Source organism: Thalassospira australica (genome assembly GCF_000763295.1).
Taxonomy (GTDB): Bacteria; Pseudomonadota; Alphaproteobacteria; order Rhodospirillales; family Thalassospiraceae; genus Thalassospira; species Thalassospira australica.
The window spans coordinates 362,663-381,688 of the sequence record NZ_JRJE01000032.1 but is presented as its reverse complement, the minus strand read 5'-3'; the positions used below and the strand labels follow the sequence as shown (position 1 = coordinate 381,688).

Annotated in this window: 22 protein-coding genes; 6 read left to right on the top strand and 16 right to left on the bottom strand. The window is 53.8% G+C overall.

Translation table 11 applies throughout. From position 1 onward, the window contains the following. The first annotated feature begins 4 nt into the window (after positions 1–4). On the top strand, positions 5–493 hold the full coding sequence (locus tag JF44_RS0117965; RefSeq protein WP_033070320.1) for a methylated-DNA--[protein]-cysteine S-methyltransferase: 489 nt from the start codon (positions 5–7) through the stop codon (positions 491–493). Between the two features lie 41 nt (positions 494–534). Here the strand turns inward: JF44_RS0117965 and JF44_RS0117960 are convergent, their stop codons facing one another. After that, positions 535–933, bottom strand: coding sequence for a VOC family protein (locus JF44_RS0117960; RefSeq protein WP_033070319.1), 399 nt, complete (start codon positions 931–933; stop codon positions 535–537). A gap of 239 nt (positions 934–1,172) precedes the next feature. Here JF44_RS0117960 and JF44_RS0117955 point away from each other — a divergent pair, with 239 nt between their 5' ends. After that, positions 1,173–2,147, top strand: coding sequence for a quinone oxidoreductase family protein (locus JF44_RS0117955; protein ID WP_033070318.1), 975 nt, complete (start codon positions 1,173–1,175; stop codon positions 2,145–2,147). 142 nt (positions 2,148–2,289) lie between these two features. On the opposite strand, the gene JF44_RS0117950 is transcribed toward JF44_RS0117955, so the two are convergent. Continuing rightward, on the bottom strand, positions 2,290–2,883 hold the full coding sequence (locus tag JF44_RS0117950) for an HD domain-containing protein (RefSeq protein ID WP_238318494.1): 594 nt from the start codon (positions 2,881–2,883) through the stop codon (positions 2,290–2,292). 109 nt (positions 2,884–2,992) lie between these two features. On the opposite strand from JF44_RS0117950, the gene JF44_RS0117945 reads away from it, so the two are divergent. Next, the gene (locus JF44_RS0117945; RefSeq protein WP_156111717.1) at positions 2,993–3,292 is read left to right on the top strand and encodes a hypothetical protein; all 300 of its coding nucleotides are present in this window, start codon (positions 2,993–2,995) and stop codon (positions 3,290–3,292) included. Here JF44_RS0117945 and JF44_RS0117940 read toward each other — a convergent pair. Then, entirely contained in the window at positions 3,259–4,164 is a 906-nt protein-coding gene (locus tag JF44_RS0117940; RefSeq protein WP_033070316.1) for a LysR family transcriptional regulator, read from the bottom strand. The two genes, JF44_RS0117945 and JF44_RS0117940, sit on opposite strands and share 34 nt — an antisense overlap. A 124-nt stretch (positions 4,165–4,288) precedes the next feature. Here JF44_RS0117940 and JF44_RS0117935 point away from each other — a divergent pair, with 124 nt between their 5' ends. Continuing rightward, a complete protein-coding gene (locus JF44_RS0117935; RefSeq protein ID WP_033070315.1) occupies positions 4,289–4,786 on the top strand; it encodes a lactoylglutathione lyase family protein in 498 nt (165 codons plus the stop codon). Between the two features lie 83 nt (positions 4,787–4,869). Here the strand turns inward: JF44_RS0117935 and rho are convergent, their stop codons facing one another. From rho to JF44_RS0117870, 13 genes are all read right to left on the bottom strand, one after another. After that, complete coding sequence (gene rho / locus JF44_RS0117930) at positions 4,870–6,135, bottom strand: transcription termination factor Rho (RefSeq protein ID WP_033070314.1); 1,266 nt, start codon at positions 6,133–6,135, stop codon at positions 4,870–4,872. A gap of 359 nt (positions 6,136–6,494) precedes the next feature. Continuing rightward, on the bottom strand, positions 6,495–6,854 hold the full coding sequence (locus tag JF44_RS0117925) for a helix-turn-helix domain-containing protein (protein WP_033070313.1): 360 nt from the start codon (positions 6,852–6,854) through the stop codon (positions 6,495–6,497). After that, on the bottom strand, positions 6,851–7,510 hold the full coding sequence (locus JF44_RS0117920; RefSeq protein WP_033070312.1) for a Smr/MutS family protein: 660 nt from the start codon (positions 7,508–7,510) through the stop codon (positions 6,851–6,853). Before JF44_RS0117920 ends, JF44_RS0117925 begins: the two co-directional genes overlap by 4 nt. Then, complete coding sequence (locus JF44_RS0117915; protein ID WP_033070311.1) at positions 7,488–8,192, bottom strand: LutC/YkgG family protein; 705 nt, start codon at positions 8,190–8,192, stop codon at positions 7,488–7,490. Before JF44_RS0117915 ends, JF44_RS0117920 begins: the two co-directional genes overlap by 23 nt. Next, positions 8,189–9,625: a LutB/LldF family L-lactate oxidation iron-sulfur protein gene (locus tag JF44_RS0117910; protein WP_033070310.1), complete on the bottom strand. Its 1,437-nt coding sequence runs from the start codon at positions 9,623–9,625 to the stop codon at positions 8,189–8,191. Before JF44_RS0117910 ends, JF44_RS0117915 begins: the two co-directional genes overlap by 4 nt. A gap of 3 nt (positions 9,626–9,628) precedes the next feature. Further along, positions 9,629–10,402 (bottom strand): (Fe-S)-binding protein, encoded by a 774-nt coding sequence (locus JF44_RS0117905; protein ID WP_033070309.1) that lies wholly within the window; start codon positions 10,400–10,402, stop codon positions 9,629–9,631. A gap of 147 nt (positions 10,403–10,549) precedes the next feature. Further along, entirely contained in the window at positions 10,550–11,509 is a 960-nt protein-coding gene (locus JF44_RS0117900) for a substrate-binding periplasmic protein (RefSeq protein WP_033070308.1), read from the bottom strand. A 2-nt stretch (positions 11,510–11,511) separates the two neighbouring features. Continuing rightward, positions 11,512–12,225 (bottom strand): DNA polymerase III subunit epsilon, encoded by a 714-nt coding sequence (gene dnaQ / locus JF44_RS0117895; protein ID WP_033070307.1) that lies wholly within the window; start codon positions 12,223–12,225, stop codon positions 11,512–11,514. 18 nt (positions 12,226–12,243) lie between these two features. After that, positions 12,244–12,828: a dephospho-CoA kinase gene (gene coaE, locus JF44_RS0117890; protein WP_033070306.1), complete on the bottom strand. Its 585-nt coding sequence runs from the start codon at positions 12,826–12,828 to the stop codon at positions 12,244–12,246. Between the two features lie 61 nt (positions 12,829–12,889). Then, a complete protein-coding gene (locus tag JF44_RS0117885; RefSeq protein ID WP_202901534.1) occupies positions 12,890–13,339 on the bottom strand; it encodes a GNAT family N-acetyltransferase in 450 nt (149 codons plus the stop codon). Between the two features lie 75 nt (positions 13,340–13,414). Beyond that, on the bottom strand, positions 13,415–14,281 hold the full coding sequence (locus JF44_RS0117880) for a shikimate dehydrogenase (protein WP_033070305.1): 867 nt from the start codon (positions 14,279–14,281) through the stop codon (positions 13,415–13,417). Positions 14,282–14,455: 174 nt separating this feature from the next. After that, complete coding sequence (locus tag JF44_RS0117875) at positions 14,456–15,055, bottom strand: Maf family protein (RefSeq protein ID WP_033070304.1); 600 nt, start codon at positions 15,053–15,055, stop codon at positions 14,456–14,458. Positions 15,056–15,083: 28 nt separating this feature from the next. Continuing rightward, the gene (locus JF44_RS0117870; RefSeq protein WP_033070303.1) at positions 15,084–15,908 is read right to left on the bottom strand and encodes a pyruvate, water dikinase regulatory protein; all 825 of its coding nucleotides are present in this window, start codon (positions 15,906–15,908) and stop codon (positions 15,084–15,086) included. A gap of 682 nt (positions 15,909–16,590) precedes the next feature. Between JF44_RS0117870 and hemE the strand changes: the two genes are divergently transcribed. Both hemE and hemH read left to right on the top strand, forming a co-directional pair. Beyond that, the gene (gene hemE, locus JF44_RS0117865; RefSeq protein WP_033070302.1) at positions 16,591–17,631 is read left to right on the top strand and encodes a uroporphyrinogen decarboxylase; all 1,041 of its coding nucleotides are present in this window, start codon (positions 16,591–16,593) and stop codon (positions 17,629–17,631) included. Between the two features lie 205 nt (positions 17,632–17,836). Next, positions 17,837–18,952, top strand: a complete 1,116-nt coding sequence (hemH, locus tag JF44_RS0117860; protein WP_033070660.1) for a ferrochelatase — start codon at positions 17,837–17,839, stop codon at positions 18,950–18,952. Positions 18,953–19,026 lie beyond the last annotated feature (74 nt).

Below are 19,026 nucleotides of genomic sequence, written 5' to 3'. Positions count from 1 at the left end.
AAGAATGCCCCAGATATCGATCAACAGCCCGGTTGGGGCGATAACGGTTTTCGCGTTTGACGATCAGATCGTTGCGCTTGATTGGGGATTTGTTGATGAAATGGAGCCAAGCCCGGTGTTGGAAGAGGCCAAAAATCAGCTTAATGGCTATTTCGCCGGAAAGCTGATCACCTTTGACCTGCCGCTGGCCCCGGATGGAACGGACTTCCAGAAAGCCGTCTGGGATGCCATGTGCAAAATCCCGGCCGGCAAAACTGCGACCTATAAGGAGCTTGCCAAAGCTGCCGGGTCGCCCAAGGCGTTTCAATCGGTCGGCACCGCCTGCGGGCTTAACCCCATACCGATCATCATCCCCTGCCACCGCATTCTGGCGTCCGGCGACAAACCGGGCGGCTATTCCGGTCAGGGCGGGCTTGAAACCAAACGCGCACTTTTAAAGATCGAGGGGGTCGAGCTTGCGCTTGGCAGCGATCAGGGAAGTTTTGATCTTTAAGGCCGATCCATAACTTCCCCTTCAGCCCCGCTTAAATGGCGTCACGAGTGCTCATCGCTGTAACAGACAGCCTGCAACTTGTTGCCGTCGGGATCACGGACATAGGCGGCATAGTAATTTGGGCCGTAATGGTCGCGCAGGCCGGGTTTGCCTTCATCCATCCCGCCGTTTTCCATGGCTGCATCATAGAAGGCATCGACCTGTGTGCGGTGATCAGCGGTTAACGCGACATGCGTACCATTGCCCCAGGTCGCGGGGCGCCCATCAGCAGGCGTGTAGATATAAATCGTTGGCATCTGCCCATCACGTTCGTAGGCCAGTGGCTTTTCCGCCGGTTTGGCAAGACGTTCAAACCCGATAGCACCCAGAACCGCATCGTAAAAGGCGGCAGACCGGGCCTTGTCATTGGTTCCGAATGTGATGTGGCTGATGACGGTCATTGGTCTTTTTCTCCATCGCGCGTGGGGCAAACTGATCCAAGAAACTGCAGTGTAGCAAATGCGCATGACAGGATATGTCAGGAGTGGTGATGCCCGTCAGCCACACGAAACGCAAATTGCTTTCGAACCTGCAGAACAGTTTGATCGATTTTCCCCTGCTGCAAAAATCCTTTATCTGCCCTACACTCGGCCCATTGACGAAACAAGCGTTCCAAAACGCGTTAGATGGGAGGTCCCCGATGACCAAAGCATTCCGATTTCATGAGACCGGTGGCAGTAATGTGCTGCGTTTTGAAGACGTTGAAGTCGGCCAGCCAGGCGAAGGTGAAGTAAGACTGACGCAAAAGGCGGTTGGCCTGAACTATATCGATATCTATTTCCGGTCCGGAGTCTATCCGGCCCCGTCCCTGCCGTCGGGTCTTGGCCTTGAAGGGGCCGGAATCATTGAGGAAGTCGGTCCGGGTGTAAGTGATCTGGCCGTGGGTGATCGCGTGGCCTATGCCGCACAGCCGCTTGGCGCCTATGCCGAGGCGCGCGTGATGCCGGCCAAGGGTCTGGTCAAGATCCCCGATGATGTCAGTTTCGAACTGGCCGCAGCGGCGATGTTGCAGGGCATGACGGCGCAATATCTTCTGCGCCGGACCTATGAGGTCAAAAAGGGCGACACCATCCTGATCCATGCCGCCGCAGGCGGGGTTGGTCAGATCGTTTGCCAGTGGGCCAAACATCTGGGCGCGACCGTGATTGGCACCGTCGGATCAAAAGAAAAGGCCGAAATTGCCAAGGCAAAGGGCTGTGATTATCCGATCCTGTACCGCGAAGAGACGGTATCTGAACGTGTTGCAGAAATCACCGGCGGCCAAGGCGTTGAAGTTGTTTATGATTCGGTCGGTAAAGACACGTTTGAAGACTCGCTTAAATGTCTCAAACGGCTTGGCATGATGGTCTGTTTTGGTCAGTCATCGGGGGCCGTTCCGCCGATCTCGCTGGCGCAGCTGGCCCCCGGTGGATATTTCCTGACCCGGCCGAGCATTTTTAATTACAACGCGACGCGCGAAGAACTGCTCGCCAGTGCCAATGACCTGTTTGCGGTGTTGAAATCCGGCGCGGTCAAGATCGACATCACCGCGACCTACCCGCTTTCCGATGCGGCCAAGGCGCATGACGACCTGGAAGGCCGCAAAACCAACGGATCGATCGTCTTTACGGTCTAAATATTTGATATTATGACATTGTCAAAGGCAGGGCTTGGTCCCTGCCTTTGGTGTTTGTGGCTTTATCACCGGCGCGATGGATTCCCGCATGCGCGGGAATGGCATGGACTGGCCCCGTCTTTACCGGGTGTCCTTTGGCGGGTTATTCCCCTGCCCTTGCCTTTTGGTCTTCGTGAAAGATGCGCACATCACGGGCAATGGCATCAAAGCGATCAGACAGGCGGGTGCTAACCACCCGGCATGGGGCGACCACGGCTTCGGCCCAATCGACATAGGCCAATATCTGTTTTTCATCCCAGCCAACCGGGGTGTCGGTCAGCATCGCGCCGACATTGGCGACCTTATCAGCCAGTCGAACCAGCTTGGCCCCATCGGTCAGGTTTGGCGCGGTTTCGATCTGTTTGGCCTTGCGCTCGTCACGGGGCAAGGCCTTGTCGTCGCTGACTTCCAGCACGATATCGGCGATAATGTCATTAAAGCAGGCGGCGATTTCATCGCGTGTTGCCCCGCAATCCTCAATCACGTCATGCAGGACGGCAGCACACAGAATATCCTCCTCTGTGTCCGGTTCACATTCGACAATCAGGCGGGAAACCTCAATCGGGTGATTGATATAGGGTTCCTGTGCGGCCCCCTTGCGACGCTGATCACGATGGGCCCGGGCGGCGAAATCGACGGATTTGAGTAAAAGCTGCATAAAGCGCGAAACTGTGGTGAAGGAAGCTTCCAGAATCACACGGCTTTTGCCCGGTTTCAAGCCTTCATGCCCACTCGACTTCGAAAATCCCGTTCCTACATACAATACAGAGATGTTTTTCTTTCAGAGGAAGGAAATGTCACAGGACATGCAACACACTCTAAAACTGACCTTGCGCAACGAAAGCAGCCAAAGCCCGCTGCATCTGAGCAGTCTGGCGCCAAAAGACGGATGGATCAGCCCGCCACCGCACCATCTCGACAGTGGTGACGCGGCAAGCTGTGCCATCACCACCACAAGCGAGCTTGCGATTACCCTGCGCTATGGCACGCATCATATCGGCATTCATCTCGGCAATGGCACATTTGGCTGTGATCCGGGTGATGCCAGGGTGGAGCGGCAAAAACTTGATGGTCACAGCGCCGAATTGACGCTTGTTTTGTCCTGATCGGCGATCACGCGATGGATTTCATCAAGCACGGTTTCTGATAGGGCCGAAAGCGGCCATTCGGCCCGTGATATGGCGTACAGCGTGTCAAAGACCCTGGGCGCATGGTCATGGACCGCAATCTGATCCTGCGCACGGAAAGCCTTGCGCGCAAAGCGGGGTAAAATCGTAAAGCCAAGCCCGCGGGCAACCGGTTCAAGGATCAGGGTGATCTGGTTGGAAAAGCCGCGACAGGGGATCTGTTTGACCCCGGAAAATTCGCGAAATACCTGCCCCAGCAAACGGGTTGCCATCGACGCCCCGTCAGGGTGATCAATAAAGCCCAGATCACATAAGTCCTTGTAACTCTTGATTTCAACGGTGGCTGGCACGATCAGTTCAAGCGGTTCAATGCCGATCTTGCGCACCCGCAAGCGCGCGTCATCGGGCATATGGGTAATGATGCCAAGTTCCACCCGGTTGCCGATCACCGCATCAATGATGTCATCGGTCGGTGCAAAGCGATGATGTACCGATATATCAGGATGGCGGACCTGAAGACTGAGCAACGCATCATAGATCCGCAAGCCCGAACTGCCCGGCGTGGCAATCCGGATGGTGCCCGCGTGGCTGCGGTCCGGTGATATCGCATGGGCCAGACGATGGGATGCGGCATCAACATCGCGGGCATATTGCAAAAGCGCCCTGCCAGACGGCATGATTTCGATCTTGCGCCCACGGCGCAAAAACACCGGCCCGACAACATGTTCGATATGGGCGATATGCTGACTGACGGCCGCCTGGGTCAGGCCAAGCGCATCTGCCGCCCGGGTAAAAGAGCCGCTATCACAGACCGTGCAGAATGTTTTCAGCCAAGCCGGTGCGATATTCATCCTGCGCCCCCTGTCCCGCAAATCTCATAACGATAATTTATCAGATCAATAAGTTTATGGCTGTTTTACTTATACTATAATCCGGCCATGCTGTGCATAACGAAATCACAGCAGGAGATCCGTCATGACGGCTCAATATCCACGTACCTTTTCCCATATCGGCATCTCGGTCCCCGATCTTGAGGCCGCGGTAAAATTCTATTCCGAGGTTCTTGGCTGGTACGTCATTATGGCACCGACGAAAATCGAAGAAGATGACAGCGACATCGGCCAGATGTGCACCGATGTGTTTGGTGCAGAGTGGAAATCTTTCCGGATTGCCCATCTGTCAACCGGCGACCGGGTTGGTGTGGAATTGTTTGAATTCCCCAATAATGAACGCCCGGACAACAATCTGGAATACTGGAAAACCGGCACATTCCATTTCTGTGTCCAGGACCCGGATGTCGAAGGGCTGGTTGAAAAGATCATTGCCCATGGCGGCAAACAGCGCATGCCGATCCGCTATTACTATCCGGGTGAAAAACCCTATCGCATGGTTTATGTCGAAGACCCGTTTGGCAATGTGTTTGAAATCTACAGCCACAGCTATGAGCTGACCTATTCGGCCGGGGCCTACTGACCGGCAGGCGGGCAGCAAACAATAAGCCAAACATAAAAAAACGGGGCCCGAAAGGACCCCGTTTTTCTTTGGACGATGATCTTCTATCCGTTCATCGAATCGAAGAAATCGTCGTTGTTCTTGGTGCTCTTGAGTTTGCCAAGCAGGAATTCCATCGCGTCCTGCGGACCCATCGGGTTGAGGATACGGCGAAGCACCCACATCTTGGACAAAACGCCCTTGTCGACGAGAAGTTCTTCCTTACGGGTACCCGATTTAAGGATATCAATCGCCGGGAAGATACGTTTGTCAGACAGTTTACGATCAAGGATAAGCTCGGAGTTACCGGTCCCTTTGAATTCTTCAAAGATGACCTCGTCCATGCGTGACCCGGTATCGATCAGGGCAGTTGCGATGATGGTCAGCGAGCCGCCCTCTTCGATGTTACGTGCCGCACCGAAGAAACGCTTCGGACGCTGCAGGGCGTTGGCATCAACACCACCGGTCAGAACCTTGCCCGAGCTAGGCACGACGGTGTTATAGGCACGGGCCAGACGGGTGATGGAATCAAGCAGGATGACAACATCATGCTTGTGTTCGACCAGACGTTTGGCCTTTTCCAGAACCATTTCAGTGACCTGAACGTGACGCTGGGCCGGTTCATCAAAGGTCGAAGAAATGACTTCGCCCTTCACCGAACGGTCCATGTCGGTCACTTCTTCCGGACGTTCATCAATCAGAAGAACGATCAGATAGGCTTCCGGGTGGTTTTCCTCGATCGCGTGCGCAATGTTTTGCAGCATCACGGTCTTACCGGTACGCGGCGGGGCCACGATCAGGGCACGCTGACCTTTACCAAGCGGAGAGACCAGCTCGATCACGCGATTGGTGGTGTCCTTGTTCGTGCCTTCCTGATCGGCTTGACGCTCCATCTTGAGCGGCTGATCAGGATACAGCGGGGTCAGGTTGTCAAAGTTGATGCGATGACGGACTTTTTCCGGCGCATCGAAGTTGACTTTATCGACCTTGAGCAAGGCAAAGTAGCGTTCGCCTTCCTTGGGCGAGCGAATCTGGCCTTCGACCGTGTCGCCGGTTCGCAGACCAAAGCGACGCACCTGGCTTGGGCTGACATAAATGTCATCGGGGCCGGCAAGATAGTTTGCCTCGGGGCTGCGCAGGAAGCCGAAACCATCAGGCAGCACTTCGAGAACACCCTGGCCAAAAATGGCATGGTCGTTTTCAGCCAGCTGTTTGAGAATGGCAAACATCAGCTCCTGTTTGCGGAGCGTGCTGGCATTTTCGATTTCGAGTTCATCAGACAGAGCAAGCAGCTCGGTCGGAGATTTCTTTTTAAGGTCCTGAAGATGCATATGTGCGTTTAATGATCTGTGGTTGCCGAAAGGGCGAATGTCATAAATGGGATAGGATAGAAGGTGCGGTTGACCATCAGGCAGGGCACTCAGTCAAATGCTGAAGCGTGCGGACGGTTCGAAACCTTATAGTTGCAAGAAAGGCAGGGCTTTTGATGCTTCTGGATCGAAACACACCCGATAGATAACCGCGAAAACAGTAATAGTCAAACCGTGTTTCGGGCAAATCAGCTATTTTGCTGCTGTCGTTGCACAAAAAACACGATTCTTCTGTATCTTTACCACGACATGCCCGCAAAATACTGCGATTTTCACACGCCGGAAACGTTTTGACTGCCAAATTTGAAGTTTTTACGACGTCAGGAATGGCCTTCGCGAATGATTGCAAGCATACGCGCAAGCTGATCATCACTTAGGCCGGCAATACGTTCGGACAAAAGATTTGCCAGTTCGGTGGCTTCGGGCTCAAGTCCCGCGGTATCAACGGTGATTTTCGGGTGTGAAAGCTGGGCCAGGCGCTTGATATCATCGACCTCGTCCCAGACCAGATTGAAATAACCACAAATCTGCTGCACCAACCCGGGGCTGGGCCGCCCGCGATGACCATGTTCAAGAGCGGACAAATAGGCTGGTGACAGCTGAAGCGCTGTTGCCATATCGGTCAGCGTCACGTTGTTTTGCGCCCGAAGGTCCCTGATGCGATTGCCAAAAGGTGTCACGGGCGTCTCCGTTTCAACAGGACATAGAAGGCCCCTGCACCGCCGTGCTGGATCTGGGCTTGATGGATGGCAAGAATGCGGCTGCGCAGGCGCGGCGCGCTTAGCCATTGCGGGGTGCGTTGGCGCAAAAGACCGGTGCGGCCATATTCATCAGGTCGCGATCCCTTGCCGGTAATTACCAGAACGCAGCGTTTTCCCGCCCGCCAGCTGTCTTCAATAAAGGCATTAAGTGCATTATGGGCGACATCCTGGGTCATGCCATGCAGATCGATCCGCCCATCAATCGACATTTTGCCTTTCTGGAACTTGTTGGCGGTCGAGCGGTCAATACCATCGGTGACACCGGGTTTGAGATCGGCAAGGTTTTGCCTTTTGATCTGCGGGCCACGGTCGGCATTGCGCGCAGAGGGCAGATTACGCGCAGCCCGGCTTTCCTCGGACTGTTCAAGCTTGTCGCCAAGATTGTCGCCAAAATTATCCGGGGCGGTTATCGCCGTATCGCTGGTGTGAATGTCATCATCGGGCGAAAATACGCCCGCGTCACCCTTGCGCTTTTTGTTGCGCAAAGGTTTGACGTCACGGGTAAAGACCTCCCAAAGGGCCTTTTCCTCTTCGTTGACGGTGCGGCGTCGCTTATTTGGTCTTTTGTTTGTCATCCACCAAGACGATATGCAGTCGGCGCGGTCCATGTGCGCCAAGCTGCATCGTCTGTTCGATATCACCTGTCCGCGACGGGCCGGTCACCCAAAGGAATGTTCGCGGCATATTGCCGTGTCCTTCCTTTTCGCGCAACCGCGCCCATACCTCTTCGTATGTTCCGACCATATCTGAGGTCTTCAGAACAACGATATGGGTGTCGGGTAACATATTGAGCGTATAGGGCGTATCGGCCCCGCTGCGCAGCATAAGACTGCCGGTTTCAGCCACCCCGGCAAAGCTTGGCGTGACAGAAACTGCGTCTTCGGGGCCGGCAATTCCGGCGGTGACTTCAAGGGCGGTATCAGACCACGGCAGGCCGGAAACGGCCGCATCGGGCGATGTTTTTACCCGTGCGGGCAGATTGTGTTCGGCAAGGAACCGGGCAACTTCGCGCGGAATATCATCGTCGCTGACCACCATGCTAACGGTTGCATTGACGCTTGTTGCCATCTTTTCAAACAGTGCAACCTGCTGATCATGGGTAATTTGGGCGCGTTTGGGCACCACCGCATTGGGTTTGGGGGATGCCAGCCGTTCGGTCACATCACGCGGGGCGCTATCCCCTGCGGTCCGGCCCAAACTTTTGCGAATCCGACCCAAAATGGCATCGCGGGACGTCGAATTGGATGCGCTGCTCATTTCACATCTCCCTTGCCGGCCTGTTTTTCTGCCCAAAGTTCCTTAAATGTTTTGCCTTCGGGGGCCGGGAAGTCACGCATATCGGTCCAGCCACCGGCAAGCGGCAATTTGGCGATGCGCCCCTTGCCACCTGCCATCTTGGCAAGAACCTTTGATGCGATCCCGGTAACGGCACGATAAAGCCTTGGTTTTGAGGCGAAAAATGCCCACGTTTTGATTCCGTAACGAAATGAGCTGGGGCTAAGATGTTTTTCAAATTCGCGTTCGCGCCAATGGCGCATCATTTTCGGCAGCGGAATGCGCATCGGGCAGACTTCTTCGCATTTACCACAGAAGGTCGAGGCATTTGGCAAATGCCCTGCTTCATCGACCCCAATCAGGGACGGCGACAAAACAGACCCCATCGGCCCCGGATAAACCCACCCATAGGCGTGACCGCCCACAGCCCCATACACCGGGCAATGGTTCATGCAGGCCGCACAGCGGATACAGCGCAGCATGTCCTGAAATTCGGTGCCCAGCATGTTGGAGCGCCCGTTATCAAGCAAAATGACGTGATATTCCTCCGGCCCGTCCAGATCGCCCTCGCGCCGCGGCCCGGTTGAAAACGTCGTATAGGATGACATTTCCTGTCCGGTGGCCGAGCGGGCCAGAACCCTTAGAATGCTTGAGGCATCTTCAAGGGTCGGCACGACCTTTTCGAGGCTGGCGATCGCGACATGGACACGCGACAGGGTCTGGGTCAGATCGCCATTGCCTTCGTTGGTGACAATCACCGACGTGCCCGTTTCGGCAATCAGGAAGTTGGCCCCGGTAATCCCGACATCGGCGGCAAAGAAATGTTCGCGCATGACTTCGCGGGCTTCATCAAGCAATTCACGCGGTTCATCAAGCGAACGGTTGGGATCGCGGCCCTTGTGGGTTTCGCGGAAACTGTCTGCGACTTCTTCCTTATGGACATGGATGGCCGGCGCGATGATGTGGCTTGGCGGTTCGTGGCGCAGCTGAATGATATATTCACCCAGATCGGTTTCAACGACCTTAAGGTCCTGTTTTTCAAGGAAATCATTAAGCGCGATTTCCTCGGAAATCATTGATTTGCCTTTGAGGACCGATTTGGCGTTGGTGTCGCGGCAGATTTTTGCCACCACCTGGCGGGCTTCTTCGGCATCGGCACACCAATGCACATGCCCGCCATTGGCCTTGACGTTTTCTTCGAAGGTCAAAAGGTAATGATCAAGGTTTTCAAGCGTGTGGTTCTTGATGTCACGGGCCTGATCGCGCAGGGCCTCGAACTCCGGCAGGTTTTCAATCGCGGCGAGACGTTTATCGCGAAAGCCGGTTTTCAGGCGACCCAGTGCGCGCTGCAGGCTTTCATCGCGCAGCGCACCATGGACGTTTTCCTTGAAATTCGGGGATGTCGAAACACTCATGGCTTATTCCCCTTCCTTGCCGGCAATCGGTGGGGCGGCCATGGTCATATCAGCCAGAACTTCGGCAACATGACGCACTTCGACGTTTGACCCTTCACGCGCCAGTTTGCCCGCCATGTTCATCAGGCAGCCAAGATCCCCGGCCAGAAGCGTTTTTGCCCCGGTTTCGGTGATGTCACGGGTCTTGTCGCCGACCATCTTGCCGGAAATTTCCGGATATTTGACACAGAATGTCCCGCCAAATCCGCAGCAGGTCTCGGGCTCTGACAATTCGGAAATCTCAAGCCCCTTGATGGAATTCAGCAGCTTGCGCGGCTGTTGCTTGACCTTGAGTTCGCGCAGGCCCGAACAGCTGTCATGATAGGTGACCTTGCCGTCAAACTCGGCCGGAACGCTATCGACCTTCATGATATCGGTCAGGAAAGAAACCAGCTCATGAGTCTTGTCTGACAGCGCCTGTACCCTGGCGGCCATCGCCGGATCATCAGCAAACAGTTCGGGGAAATGCTTTTTGATCATGCCGGCGCAAGACCCGCTGGGTGCGACGACATAATCATAATCAGCAAACATGTCGATCAGCGGGGCAGCCACCTTGCGCGCAGATGCGTTATCGCCGGAATTGAACGCCGGTTGACCACAGCAGGTCTGATCCATCGGGACATCAACGTCACATCCTGCTTCTTCGAGCAGTTTGACAGCCGAAAAGCCGACCGTGGGGCGGAACATGTCAACCAGACAGGTCACGAAAAGACCAACGCGCGGTTTTGATGGCGTCATGGTGTATCCTCTCTCGGGCATGTGGCCAATTGCGGTGCGGGGAAACGGGCGGGAGTCCGTTTGGCCAATATCTTATGCAATTGGTAATACCAATTTTGGGAGAACAGGTCCAGACCAAGAACATTCAATCGGGCAAATTTGCCGTGATTACGGCTTGGCCCTATCAAGATCGGCGCAACTAACGCCATTGTTTTCAAGGTTCAGCATGGCACGGAGAAATGAACTGTCGATATTTGTCGAAAGCCCGTGCTTGCGGCGGTTTTCAACAAAAAAGCCGTTCTTCTTGAAGTCATCAAGCGTGGATTGCAATTGGGTGATATCGCGATCGGGAACATCGCCGCTAATGGCGATATAGAGATAACAGGTACGATAAGGCACCACGCCGGAAATATCGGGAACCCCTTTGAGCAGGTTTTCTTCCCTTGCCTGATCAATGTAATGACGCAGGACATTGCCACCAACCGCAATCAAATCGATGCGATCAGCCAACATCATCGGCAAGAGAAGTTCTTCGCGTGGCAAGGTAACCAGTTGTTGTGCCCCACGCCGACGCAGATAGGATTCACGCGCTGATCCCATCAGAACCCCGATGCGTGCATCGCGAAGCAGGGAGTCAAACCCCATATCTGCCCAGCCCCGGTTTGAGAAACCATACAGTCTCCAGATTGTCCGGCTGACCGGTCCGACCCATTTAAACAGGTCTTCGCGGTTTTCGACACGGGTGGTGGGATAAATCACATGCCCGACTTCACGTTCGGCCAGCTCCATCAGCCGTTTCCAGGGTTCTTGCGGTAGGGTTTGTACGTCCAATCCTGCCTGGGCGAAAAGTTCGATGGCGAGACTGTCGAAATATCCCGGTTCCGGTCGTGCAGATGACCGCACCTGCGGGTTTTCGGACAGATGAAGGATATATGTTTCGTCAAACACGGTGCCAGACGATGCGTTCTGGGCCCGGGATGCCTGCGATTTTTCAGGTTCCTCGGCAAAAACGATGCCCGGCGCACCGATTTGAACAATCGCAGAAAGCAGGGTTGCGGCAATGGCATTGGCACACTTTTTAACATGCAAATGCGAAACATATCGTGTTGGCCAATGCCATTTGCCCATGCTTATGACTCTTGCTTGTCAAGCCAGAGGGCATCTTTGACCTTGCTTTCGACATAGGCCTTATGGGCGGCAAGTTCTGCGTCGCTGATCACGTGCGGACGGGGTTCAAGCCGATTGGATTTCGGCCCCAGAATACGTTTGCCCGTGCCATCCTCATCGCCATCAGCATTTCGGGCATTGGGATCCAGTGACAGGCCATGCTGACGGCCGCCCAGAAGTTCAAGATAAACCTGCGCCAAAAGATCGGAATCCAGCAGCGCGCCATGCAGCGTACGGTTGGAGTTATCGATCTTGAACCGGCGACACAGCGCATCAAGGCTGACCGGGGAGCCGGGGAATTTCTTGCGCGCCATCTGGACGGTATCAAGCGCACGATCCATGGCAATGCGCGGCTTGTTCAGCCATTCAAGTTCCGCATTGAGGAACTTCATGTCAAAGGCGGCATTGTGAATGACCAGCACTGAATCTTCGCCAATGAATTCGATGAAGTCATCGGCAACCTCGGCAAAGACCGGCTGATCTTTCAGGAAATCATCGCCCAATCCGTGAACGTCAAATGCCTCTTTGGGCATCGGGCGCAGGGGATTGATATATTGATGATATTGGCGCCCGGTCGGCATGTGGTTGATCAGCTCGATACAGCCGATCTCCACAAGCCTGTGGTCTGCATAGGGATCAAGGCCGGTGGTCTCGGTATCAAGCACAATCTCGCGCATGTATTAAAGGTCCAGTATTCACGTCAATTGATCAACAATGCCTTGAATATACTGAAAAGTGACCGCGCGTCCCAACCCGGTTGGAATGATGAAATCTGCGCGCTTTCGCTTTTCGATATCGGGCATCTGTTTCGATAGAATGGCGGAAAATTTTTCATCCGTCATCCCTTCTCGCGAAAGAACACGCTGGCGTTGAATAAACCCCGGAGCTGAAACAACCGCAACATGATGACAGCGTGTTTCACCGGTGGTTTCGTATAAAAGCGGAATGTCGAGAACAACCAGTTTGCGGCCAAGGCGTTGCTGATTGCGCAAAAACCGGTTTTCGGCAGACCGAATCAGGGGGTGCATGATGGCTTCAAGCTGTTTGAGCAGATCTGGATTGGCAAAGACCTTTTTGCCCAAAAGCTGACGATCCACCCGTCCATCACGGATCACATCGGGAAAGGCCTGTGAAAGCGGCGCAAATGCCACACCGCCCGGTGCCATCAAAAAATGATTGGTTGCATCGGCATCATGGACCGGCACACCAAGGTATCGAAACATCCTGGCTGCGGTTGATTTTCCCATTCCGATAGAACCGGTTAAGCCCAGTATCACCATTTTATGTACCAAACATGTCTGATCCGGGTGCGAACCATCGCACTGACTTCCCCGAAGGCTGTTACTGTGTGATGGTTTTGCGCATGGAAACAGTATTGTCCTTACGCATGATTACGCGCCAACCAAGGTGCTGATAAAGATCGATATTATCAGGCATCTGAACATGTGTATTCAGGCTGATTTCGCCGTATCCCTGCCGGTGTGCCTCCCGCTCGGCAAGATCGATCAATTTGCGGCCGATCCCCTGCCCGCCATGGGATGGGTGTACCGCCAGATTTGCAAGCTTCATCTCGTCCTCACGTGCGACCAGGACCAACCCGGCAATGATTTTGTCATCGCGCACCACGACCCAGACCTGGTTGGTTGCGATTTCCAAATCACATCCTTCAGAAACAGGCGGCAGATCGGTAATCTTGCCCTGATATCTGGCATAGGCGGCATCAATGCATTGCGCCAAGGCATCTGCATCTTGTGACTTTGCCCGACGTATCATCAGTTCTTCAGACGGCACAATGGTTCCCCGGATGTTTGGTACTTAAACCCGATCAGGTTTATAATTCACTTGATTTGGATTACGTCCGTGATCTTAATCAGATGAAAGGACGAAGTCGCGCAGGTCCTGGGTTACTTCCGGGTCGATGCCGAACCAACGATGGAACCCCGGCCGGGCCTGATGCAGCAACATGCCCAGACCATCGACAACCAGATTGCCACGATCATGCGCCTGGCACAAAAGATCGGTCATCAAGGGTGCATAGACAATATCGGTCACAAGGGCGGTTTGCGGCAAACCGGCAAGATCGATTTCAAGTTTTGGCTGGCCGACCATGCCAAGGCTTGTGGTGTTCACAACAAGGGAAGCATCAGAAAGCGCAGCGGGTTCAATCGGCCAGTCGACAATCTTGATTCTCGGATCATTGATCTCGGTCGCGAGGTCTTCGGCCCGTTTGCGGGTCCGGTTTGTCAGACGAATTTCCGGGCAGCCTTCATCAAGCAAGGCCACCAGAATGGCGCGACACGCCCCGCCTGCCCCCAAAACCACCGCCGGACCGCTGGCAAAGGCAGTGTCTGGCGCATTTTGACGCAGGTTTTCAATGAAGCCGAAACCATCGGTATTATCACCCAAAATCAGGCCATCTTCGGAAAATGTAACGGTATTGACCGCCCCGATCCGCTTGGCGCGATCAGAAAGCTGATCACAATGCGCAAGTGTGTTTTCCTTATGCGGGATGGTGACATTCACCCCGGAAAACCCAAGATTTTTCAGTGATTTCAGCGCATCTGCAAAGTTTTCCGGTGCCACAGGCAGCGGCATGTAACTGCCATCAACGCCATATTTCGCCAACCAGTAACCTTGCAAGCGCGGCGATTTGGAATGTGATACCGGCCAGCCCATCACACCAGCAAGGCGCGACGTTCCGGACAGGGTGCGATAAGGATTTCGCGGGGTCATTGCGTGATGTTTCCTGCCTGAAAGGTGTTTTTTTCGGTTTTCATTCTGTTTTAGATGATGCGTCAATCCGCATGGATGCCCGCCTGCGCGGGCATGACGAAACAAACGAAGATTTTTCCAAAACCGTCACTCCCGCGCAGGCGGGAGTCCACAAGGCTTGGCACAATTCTATCATTACGCTTTCAGGACGCCATGATCGCGCAAGAAGCCAATCAGTGGCAACAACGGCATGCCAAGAACCGTGAAATAATCGCCACGTATTTCGGTAAACAGCTGCGCGCCAAGTCCTTCAAGCTGATAGCCGCCGACACAGTGATATATATCTTCACCGGCAGCATCGAGATACCAGTCGAGCCATTCTTCGGTAAAATTGCGCATGGTCAGATGGGCGGTATCAATCGTGCCCCAAATGCGCGAGCCCTCTTTATATATAACAGCGGCCGAAACCAGCTTGTGGCTTTTACCGCGCAGTGAGAGAAGCTGGGCCCGGGTATTGTCACGGTCCATTGGTTTGTCAAACCACACCCCATTGCATTCAAGCATCTGATCAGCTGCAATGACGATGGCATCAGGACGTTGGCGATACATGCGCAATGCCTTCATTTCCGCGAGGGTTTCGGCGGCTTCGGCGGCATTGGCCCCTTCGGCCTTCATCGACTGTTTATAGCCATCCTCGTCAATCATCGAGGCCACAGCTTCGCAGGTCACACCGGCATTTGTCAGCATCATGTGACGGGCCTTGCTGCTTGAAGCCAGAATAAGGGGATGGGTCATGCGTCTTGATATCCTGTTTTACGGACGATTAATGTCCGCGTCGGTCATACATGGTTGATAAGATGATCGCCGCGGTTTCTTCGATGGAACGGCGGGTCACATTAATGATCTTCCAGCCGCGTTCGGTAAAGTAACGCCGCGCCTGATGGACTTCATCGCGCACCGCAACCGGATCAACGTAATCGCCTCCCTCGCCGCGTTCGATCTGGCGCAGACGGTTTTTACGGATTGAAACAAGCTGATCAACATCCTTGATCAGACCGACCACAATCGGGTTTTTCAACTGATCAAGTTCCGGGGGCAAGGGACAGCCCGGCACAAAGGGAATATTGGCGGTTTTGATCCCACGATTGGCCAGATAGACCGAGGTCGGGGTTTTTGAGGTGCGTGAAACACCGACAATCACAACATCGGCTTCTTCCAGATCCCAGCCCGATTGCCCGTCGTCATGCGAAAGCGTGTAATCAATGGCCTCGATCCGGCTGAAATATTCTTCGTCCATTTTATGAAGCGCACCGGTGCGGCCGTGCGATTGTTGCCCAAGATAACCGGCCATCATCGTGATGGTGTTATCAAGCACATGGCTATGGGGCACCTGAAGCCTGCGGCAGCCTTCTTCAAGCTTGCGGCGAATGTTGCTGTCAAAAACGGTGTAAAGAACAATACCGGGATTGCGTTCAATATCGGCCAATACGCGGGCAAGCTGCGCATCGGTGCGAATCAGTGACCAGACATGTTCATGGGCCCGAACATCGGGAAATTGCGCAATGCAGGCACGGGCAATGCCGTCAACCGTCTCGCCGGTTGAGTCCGAAACCAGATGAAGATGGAATATTTTATCTTCTCCGACCATGCCCTGCCCGTTTCATTGACCACATATTGCAAGTGCAAGCGGTTTTTATCCACTTTTTGCGCACCAAGCGATTTTTCAAACTTTCTTCAAACGTCCTTTTGGCCGTTCGAAATTTCGATCACTACCCGGATGGATAAGGTTTATAGACCCAACCCAAAGTTAGATGCACGGAGTCGGCCCTGTGGATAATTGTGGATAACGGGAGCGACTCCGACCCGATTTTTTCCACAGGATTTATCCTCCCCTTAATACAAACTTTCTCAAAGGCTCTATCCAGACCGGGATAAGTCATTATTTTTTCCCGTAATAGCAGGGATAACATGGCAAAAACCAGACTTATTCACCTTATCCCCATTATTCAAAATCGGCTTTTCCCAAGGAAGAGTCTGAGAGTCGTTCGGAGTCGTACACAGTTTTCCCCAAGTCGGATTGAGATGAATCATTTTTCCCGAGTCGGAATGTGAATAAGCTGTGCACTAAATTTAATCCCTGTTATCCACAGGGAACCACCTACAAACAACATCCTTTTTTATTAAATAAGGTTTTGTTAGGCAGAACGTGGAAAACGTCCTGGCACAGGTCACAGGACAAAATTCACGGGATTTCAAAACTGGGTCCAGCGTTCGGGTCAGAGCCCGGAACCAGACAATAATGCGATCGGGACAGACGAACAGGAAACCAAATGCCCAACCCTACAAAGACTTTCTTGCGTGCCTTGAATGGCGAAACCCTTTCTGTTCCGCCAATCTGGCTGATGCGCCAAGCAGGTCGATATCTGCCGGAATACCGCGCAACCCGTGGCGAGGCCGGATCGTTCCTTGATCTTTGCTATAATCCCGATCTTGCCTGCGAAGTTACGTTGCAGCCGCTCAGGCGCTATGACTTCGATGCGGCAATATTGTTCTCCGACATCCTCGTTATACCACAAGCACTTGGACAGCATTTGGCCTTCAAGCAGGGAGAAGGCCCACAGCTTGAGGCCATCAGAGATGCTTCAGGCCTTGGCAAGCTTTCAATTGAAGGCATTCATGACACGCTTGGCCCGATCTATGAGACGGTTTCAAAGCTTTCAAGTGCCATTCCGGCCCATACGTCGCTGATCGGTTTTGCCGGGGCACCCTGGACGGTCGCGACCTATATGGTCGAGGGCAAAGGGTCCAAGGACTTTGCCAATATCCGTCGCTTTGCCTATGGCGATCCGGTTGGCTTTGGTCAGATGATCGACATCGTGATCGAGGCAACCACGCAGTACTTGCTCAAACAGGTTGAAGCGGGAGCAGAATGCATTCAGCTGTTTGAAACCTGGGGCGGGGTTTTGTCCGAAACCGGGTTTAATCGCTGGGTGATTGAACCGACCAAACAGATCGTTGCCAATTTGCGTGCAGTTCACCCGGATCTGCCGATTATTGGCTTCCCGCGCGGATGCGGTTTGCATCTGGTGGATTTCAAACAAAAAACCGGTGTCACTGCGGTTGGCCTTGATAGTGGGGTTAAACTCGACTGGGTCGTCGAAAATCTTCAACCGCTTGGTCCCGTGCAGGGCAATCTGGATCCGATGCTGCTGATCACGGGCGGGGATGCGATGTTTGATGAAACCAAACGCATTCTTGATACCCTGGGCAAAGGGCCGTTCATCTTTAACCTTGGCCATGGCATTACCCCGGAAACACCGCCGGAACATGTTGGTCAGCTGGTTGAGTTTATTCGCAACTACAAAGGATAAATGTCGGAAATTTCGGCATTTTATTTTGTGATTTTTGAAATCAATCAAATCGATTGAAAAATTCAATGCGTATATTGGGTTAAACGCGTTGCGCTTTGGACCTGTTTGATCAAAATAGGCCGCAGCGGAACGGGTTGATCCACGAGGTGATGGCTGGTTTATCGGGAACCGGTCGTTTAAGCGATCTGCCATGAAGGATAGCCAAATGTCGGAAACGACGCACAAGAAACGCGCCATTGTTCTTTTCAATCTGGGGGGTCCGGACAGTCCGGAAGCCGTCGAACCCTTTTTGTTCAACCTGTTTAATGATCCGGCGATCATCAGCCTGCCCAATCCGTTTCGGTTCCTGCTGGCAAAGCTGATTTCACGGCGTCGTGCACCGATTGCGCGCGAGATTTATGGTCATATCGGCGGAAAATCGCCGCTTCTGGAACTGACCCAGGAGCAGGCTGATGCCCTGCAAGTTGCGCTGAACGGTGAAGATGACGGTTATGAAAACCGTTGCTTCATTGCCATGCGCTATTGGAAACCGTTTGCCGATGACACCGCGGCCGAGGTCAAGGCATGGGGGGCAGATGAACAAATCCTGCTGCCGCTTTATCCGCAGTTTTCAACGACAACCAGCGGATCATCGGTCAAGGACTGGAAACGGGCCTGTGCCAAGGTTGGTTTGACCTCGCCCATCAAGACGGCGTGTTGCTATCCGACCAATCCGGGATTTGTTGATGCATCGGCGGAAATGATCAAGGCGGGCTATGAACGTGCGCTGGCCAAGGCGACCGAACTTGGCATTGATGCGCCCCGTATCCTGTTTTCTGCCCATGGGGTGCCCAAGGCCGTGATCACCAAGCGTGGTGATCCCTATCAGTCACAGATCGAAAAAACATCGGCCGCCGTGGTCGAGAAGATGGCGATCGAAGGCCTTGACTGGAATGTTTGCTATCAAAGCCGGGTGGGTCCAATGGAATGGATCGGCCCCTCGACCGAGGATGAGATCGAACGGGCCGGCAAAGAAGGCAAAGCCCTTGTTGTGGTGCCGATTGCCTTTGTTACCGAACATTCGGAAACCCTGGTCGAGCTTGATATCGAATATGGTGAACTGGCTGAAGAAAAGCATGTCCCGGTTTACGAGCGGGTCCGCACGGTATGTTCCCATCCGAAGTTCATCAACGGGCTCGTTTCGGTTGTAAAACAAACCCAGTCCGAGCTTGATGAAAAAGGATCGGATGATAACAGCGTGGAAACGCGTGGTTGGTGGTGCCCGGATGAACATTCCTGTGCACAGGCCAAACAGCCGCAGCTCAAGCCTGCCGGGGCCTAATACCCTGAGCGAAACAGGTTCTAAACACAGATATCCATGATTTCAGGCCTGCCCGGCTTTTGGGCGGGCCTGAT